The sequence below is a fragment of the Jatrophihabitans sp. genome, assembly GCF_036389215.1.
Lineage (GTDB): Bacteria > Actinomycetota > Actinomycetes > Mycobacteriales > Jatrophihabitantaceae > Jatrophihabitans_A.
Window position 1 is genome coordinate 1 of sequence record NZ_DASVQG010000035.1, and the last position, 4,367, is coordinate 4,367.

The following is a 4,367-nucleotide window of genomic DNA, read 5'->3' on the forward strand; positions in this document are numbered from 1 at the left end:
CCCGGTGCTGGACGTTCCGGAGCCCACGGCCGGCCGGATGCAGCGGCTGCGGGCCCGGCTGTCCCGATCCCAGAACGTCTTCGGCCGCGGCCTGCTGGCCGTGCTGGCCCGCGACCGGCTCGACGACGAGGCCTGGGAAGAGGTGGAGGACGCGCTGCTCGGCGCCGACGTCGGGGTGCGTCCCACCACCGAGATCGTGGAGCGGTTGCGCACCCGGACCCAGGTGCTGGGCACCCGCGACCCGGCCCAGCTGCGGGCGCTGCTGGCCGAGGAGCTGGTCACGGCGCTGCAGCCGGACCTGGACCGGACCCTGCACACCATCAGCACCGGCGACGGTCCCGCCGTGGTGCTGGTGGTCGGGGTGAACGGCACCGGCAAGACCACCACCTGCGGCAAGCTGGCCCGGGTGCTCGTGGCCGACGGCCGGAGCGTGCTGCTGGGCGCCGCCGACACCTTTCGCGCCGCTGCCGCCGACCAGTTGCAGACCTGGGGCTCCCGGGTCGGTGCCGAGACGGTCCGCGGGCCCGAGGGCGGCGACCCGGCCAGTGTGGCCTTCGAGGCCGTCCGGGCCGGCAAGGCCGCCGGGGTGGACACCGTCGTGATCGACACCGCCGGGCGGTTGCACACCAAGGTCGGGCTGATGGACGAGCTGGGCAAGCTCAAGCGGGTGGTGGAGAAGCACGGCCCCATCAACGAGACGCTGCTGGTGCTCGATGCCACCACCGGGCAGAACGGCCTCATCCAGGCCCGGGTGTTCACCGAGGTCGCCGACGTCACCGGCGTGGTGCTGACCAAGCTCGACGGCACCGCCAAGGGCGGCATCGTGATCAGCGTGCAGCGCGAGCTCGGCGTGCCGGTCAAGCTGATCGGCCTGGGCGAGGGCGCCGACGACCTGGCGCCGTTCGAGCCGGTGGAGTTCGTCGACGCGCTGCTGGGCTGACGCCCGCGCCGGCCCGAACCCGTGCCGGCCTGAACTCGCCCGGGTCTCGATCGAAGGCAGCCGGGGATGGCTCGCTCCGTGCCGGCATCTGGCAAGCTCCCGCAGGAGAGTCACAACAATACGGTTCTCAACGGCGCGGAGGAGCTCTGCGGTGAAGGCGTTGTTCAAGGCGGCAGCCCAGCCTGGATTCGAGTTCGTCGAGCGGCCCGAGCCGGAGCCGTCGGCGGCCGAGGTGAAGGTGCGGGTGTTGCGAACCGGGCTGTGCGGCACCGACCTGCACATCGAGTCCTGGGACGCCTGGGCGCAGAGCGAGATCAGGGTCCCGCTGATTCCGGGCCACGAGTTCTACGGCGAGGTGGTCGAGGTCGGCGCCGCGGTCCGGGACGTCCGGGTCGGTGACCGGGTCTCCGGCGAGGGCCACATCGTCTGCGGCACCTGCCGGAACTGCCGGGCCGGCCGCCGGCACCTGTGCATCCGGACCCTGAGCGTCGGGGTCCACCGCGACGGCGCGTTCGCGGAGTACGTGGTCATCCCGGAGAGCAACATCTGGGTCCACCACGAGGACATCGAGCCGGACCTGGGGGCGGTCTTCGACCCGTTGGGCAACGCGGTGCACACCGCACTGAGCTTTCCGCTGGCCGGTGAGGACGTGCTGATCACCGGCGCCGGGCCGATCGGCCTGATGGCAGCCGCGGTCGCCCGTCATGTCGGGGCCCGCTTCGTGGTGATCACCGACGTCAGCGAGCCCCGGCTGGAGCTGGCCCGCAAGCTCGGCGCCGATCTGGCGCTGAACGTCGGCACGGCGTCCATCAGCGAGGCCCAGCAGGCCCTGGGCATGCGGGAGGGCTTCGACATCGGCCTGGAGATGTCGGGCCACCCCGGCGCGCTGCCCGAGATGATCCTGAACATGAACCACGGTGGCCGGATCGCGATGCTCGGCCTGCCCAGCCAGCCGATCTCGGTGGACTGGGCCAAGGTGGTCACTCACATGATCACCGTCAAGGGCATCTACGGCCGGGAGATGTTCGAGACCTGGTATGCGATGAGCGCGATGCTGCAGTCAGGCGCGGAGCTGAAGCGGGCGGTCACCGCGGTGGTGACCGACCGCTACCCCGCCGCGGACTGGGCGGAAGGGTTCGCGCGGGCACGTTCGGGCACTGGTGGCAAAGTGGTTCTCGACTGGTCCTGAAGCCAACCCGGTTCACAGAGGAGCTGACGTCGCGTGTACGGCACCATGCAAGATCGGATCAATTCGGAGCTGGCCGAGATCACCTCGGCGGGCCTGCTCAAGCGGGAGCGCCAGATCGCCTCGGCGCAGTCGGCCACGATCCTGACTGCCGGCCGGCCGGTGCTGAACTTCTGCGCGAACAACTACCTCGGCCTGGCCGACCATCCCGAGGTGTTGGCCGCGGCACGGCAGGCACTGACCGACTGGGGTTTCGGGCTGGCCAGCGTCCGGTTCATCTGCGGCACCCAGACGCTGCACGTGGAGCTGGAGGAGCGGATGTCGCAGTTCCTCGCCACCGACGCCACGATCCTGTACTCCTCCTGCTTCGACGCCAACGGCGGCGTGTTCGAGACGCTGTTCGGGGCCGAGGACGCGATCATCTCCGACGAGCTCAACCACGCCTCACTGATCGACGGCATCCGGCTGTGCAAGGCCCGCCGGCTGCGCTACCGCAACCGTGACATGGCCGACCTGCAAGCCCAGCTGGAGGCGGCCTCGGATGCCCGGCAGCGGGTCATCGTCACCGACGGGGTGTTCTCGATGGACGGCTACCTCGCGCCGCTGGCCGACATCTGCGACCTGGCCGAGCGCTACGACGCCCTGGTGATGGTCGATGACTCCCACGCCGTCGGCTTCCTCGGCGAGGGCGGTCGCGGCACCCCGGAACTGGCCGGCGTGCTGGACCGGGTGGACATCCTCACCGGCACCTTCGGCAAGGCACTGGGCGGCGGCTCCGGCGGCTATGTCAGCGGCCACGCCGAGATCGTGGCGTTGCTGCGCCAACGCTCGCGGCCCTACCTGTTCTCCAACAGCGTCGCCCCGCCGATGGTCGCCGGCGCGCTGGCCGCCCTGGACGTGCTGCAGGCCGACACCGCACCGCGCGAGGTGCTGCGCGGCAACGCCGAGCTGTTCCGGCGCCGGATGACCGAGGAGGGCTTCGACCTGCTGCCCGGCGAGCACCCGATCATCCCGGTGATGTTCGGCGACGCGGCGCTGGCGGCGAAGATCGCCGACGCGATGCTGGACGAGGGCGTGTACGTGATCGCCTTCAGCTACCCGGTGGTGCCGGTGGGCAAGGCGCGGATCCGGGTCCAGCTGTCGGCGGCGCACTCGGCCGAGGACATCGAGGCCTGCGTGCGGGCCTTCGTCACCGGGCGGGCCGCGGTGGAGAAGCAGGCCGGCTGAGGGCCGTCGGAAAGCTGCTCCCTCCCCAGCTGTGAGGTGAGTCTGGCCGGCATGGCCGGTGCAGGGCGTCGAGTTGCGACCCCATGCCCATGGGCTTACGGTCTGGTCCTCTTCACCCCCATTCGAACGCGGGCCGCCTGAGAGCCGCCTCCCGTACCCGGTCGTGGTGGCCCGTCCAGACCGAGCGAGTGATCCATGACCACTGTCAACGCCTCCTCCGACGTCGCGCACACGTCCAGCAAGGCGGTCGCCGTCCCCGGCACCGGCCGGTTGGCCACCGTCACGCTGAGCGAACCCGACCCGGACGTCGATCCGATCAATGTGGACATCGATGTGGATGTGGACGTGGACATTGACATTGACATCGACGTGGATGTGGACATCGACGTCGATGTCGATGTGGAGACCGACGTGGTCGCCATCATGGTGACCGACGGCGGCCTCGACATGGACCTCGACATGGACCTCGACGCGGACATCGAGATGGACCTCGACATCGAGCCCGCCGTGGACATCCACATCGAGGGGCAGCCGCCGCGATGCGGTACCTGACGTCATGACAGCGCTGCGCAGCACCCGAGGCACCCAGCCGCTGCTGCGCGAGGTGCCCCGGCAGGGCTTTCCGACCCGGCAGCAGCACACCGAGCGATGGCTGGAGCTCGCCGCCGAGATCGCCGCCGAGGAGGCGGCGATCGGTGATGAGCCCGGCACGCCGGTGCCGCCGGAGTCGGCCGGCCAGCTCACTGTCATCGGGTCCGGGATCGAGGCGGTCGGCTTCAGCGTGGCCGACGAGCTGGTGATCGACACCGCCGACAAGGTGTTCTTCTGCGTGGCCGACCCGGCCACGGCGGTGTGGCTGAAGCAGCGGCGGCCGGACGCCTACGACCTCTACGTCCTCTACGACGACGCCAAGCTGCGCCATGTCACCTACATGCAGATGACCGAGGCGATGCTGCACTTCGTCCGGCGCGGGATGCGGGTGGTCGCCATCTTCTACGGGCACCCCGGCGTGTT

At 70.3% G+C, this 4,367-nt stretch carries 4 protein-coding genes and 1 pseudogene; all 5 read left to right on the forward strand.

Going from position 1 to position 4,367, the window contains the following annotated elements; genetic code table 11:
• The coding region (ftsY, locus tag VF542_RS01660) for a signal recognition particle-docking protein FtsY (protein WP_408649968.1) at positions 1-940 on the forward strand (940 nt) is incomplete at its 5' end.
• A gap of 151 nt (positions 941-1,091) precedes the next feature.
• On the forward strand, positions 1,092-2,129 hold the full coding sequence (tdh, locus tag VF542_RS01665) for an L-threonine 3-dehydrogenase (RefSeq protein ID WP_408649969.1): 1,038 nt from the start codon (positions 1,092-1,094) through the stop codon (positions 2,127-2,129).
• 33 nt (positions 2,130-2,162) lie between these two features.
• Complete coding sequence (locus VF542_RS01670; RefSeq protein ID WP_408649970.1) at positions 2,163-3,353, forward strand: glycine C-acetyltransferase; 1,191 nt, start codon at positions 2,163-2,165, stop codon at positions 3,351-3,353.
• A gap of 195 nt (positions 3,354-3,548) precedes the next feature.
• Positions 3,549-3,905 (forward strand): hypothetical protein, encoded by a 357-nt coding sequence (locus VF542_RS01675; protein ID WP_408649971.1) that lies wholly within the window; start codon positions 3,549-3,551, stop codon positions 3,903-3,905.
• Between the two features lie 4 nt (positions 3,906-3,909).
• Positions 3,910-4,367: pseudogene (locus VF542_RS01680) on the forward strand (hypothetical protein); the annotation flags it as partial.